Source organism: Candidatus Chloroploca mongolica (genome assembly GCF_004762035.2).
GTDB lineage: Bacteria > Chloroflexota > Chloroflexia > Chloroflexales > Chloroflexaceae > Chloroploca > Chloroploca mongolica.
The window spans coordinates 1-1340 of sequence record NZ_SIJK02000156.1; the positions used below are offsets into that span (position 1 = coordinate 1).

Here is a 1340-nt window from a genome sequence, read left to right on the forward strand (position 1 = left end):
CTTTTGGGGGTAGGTTTTTTTATTCACGGGCCGAGGGAGCGTCATGACGTTCGTTTCTTTCGGGATGGTATGGCGGTGTCGTTGGCCAGGGTTCGGGGGACAAGCGTTGCGGCATGGGGATGGACTGGTGGTTCAGGGCCCGCACCAAGAGCACGATCCATCCCAAGCGAAAGAGCCGGATGCGGCGGGGGCGTCCGGTACGCGTGGTGCCCAGCAGGGCGCGCAGCTCCGGCAGATCGCCGAGGTCGAGGTCGGTCTCGCCGTCGGCGGGCACCTCCAACGCCGAGCCCACGCTGATCGTCCAGAGGCTGGCCACCGCCATCGCCAGCCACAGCCGAGCCGCTCGTTCCGGATCGGTCATCTGGGTCTGTTGCCACTGCCAGCCTCCGCGTTTGGTGCATTTGAAGCCCTGCTCGCACCAGGTTCGCAAGCCATACCATGCGACATCGCATGCCTCCGGGTCAAAGTCGGTGATGACAAACCATGGTTCTTCATAGCCCTCACCCCACCAGGCCACCAGGGTACACGTCAGCTTGGCTTCGCCTTGAAAACAGGTTCCCCGACCCTGCCACGTCTGCCCAATCGCCGTGACCAGGGTGCGCAGCTTGACCCACGTGGCCTTGCCCGCCGGACGAAAGGTACTTCCCGCCTTGATGCGCATGAACGGATGCCACCCGAGGCGGACGATCCGCCCGAACAGCCAGCGGGCATACAGGCCGCGGTCGCTCAAGACCAACACGGTCCAATCGGACGGGATGCCGGGACGCAGGAGGCGCAGCATGCGCAACCAGTCGCGCCGCCACGCCCGTTTCTCGGTGGCGGGGACAATCGTCCAGGCCACCGGAATGGCATTGCCGCGATAGACCACCGAGACCACCAAGATGGCAAACCGCGTACTGAGCGTCGTCGCATCGAGGGTCAAGGCGATCTGGAGGCTGTCGCCCCACATGCTGATCATCCAGCGCAGCAACGGCACAAAACAGCTCGTCACATCAAGCTCGTGCCGCTTCGAACCCCGCTTGCGGCGCGCTTCGACACACCACTCGTACAGTTGTTGCTCGACCGCATCGCGCTTCCGACCCAACAGCAAGGCCAAAAACGTCGCCACCGTGACCCGACCACACGACCGGGTGAAGACGATCCCAAAGCTCCACAACGCCAGCACCACTGCTTGGGGCTTGCTCAGGTGGGGCATCCGGCTTGACACTTCCAGCTTCCATTCCGATAATGCTTGCGTGCGGTTCATGGGTCCATTCCTTTCTACGATCGGTGTTTGTTACCATAATCGTAGCAGAAATGGTCATGACCCGCACATTATCTGAAAAACCTACCCCCAAAAG

At 62.2% G+C, this 1340-nt stretch carries 1 protein-coding gene; it reads right to left on the reverse strand.

The features are described 5' to 3' along the window. Nucleotides 1-19: 19 nt before the first annotated feature. Entirely contained in the window at nt 20-1246 is a 1227-nt protein-coding gene (locus EYB53_RS25285; protein WP_135482428.1) for an endonuclease, read from the reverse strand. Nucleotides 1247-1340: the final 94 nt, after the last annotated feature.

Excerpts from the sequence above, each read along its gene's own strand:
- EYB53_RS25285 (WP_135482428.1), bottom strand. The coding sequence starts at position 1,246 with ATGAACCGCACGCAAGCATTATCGGAATGGAAGCTGGAAGTGTCAAGC.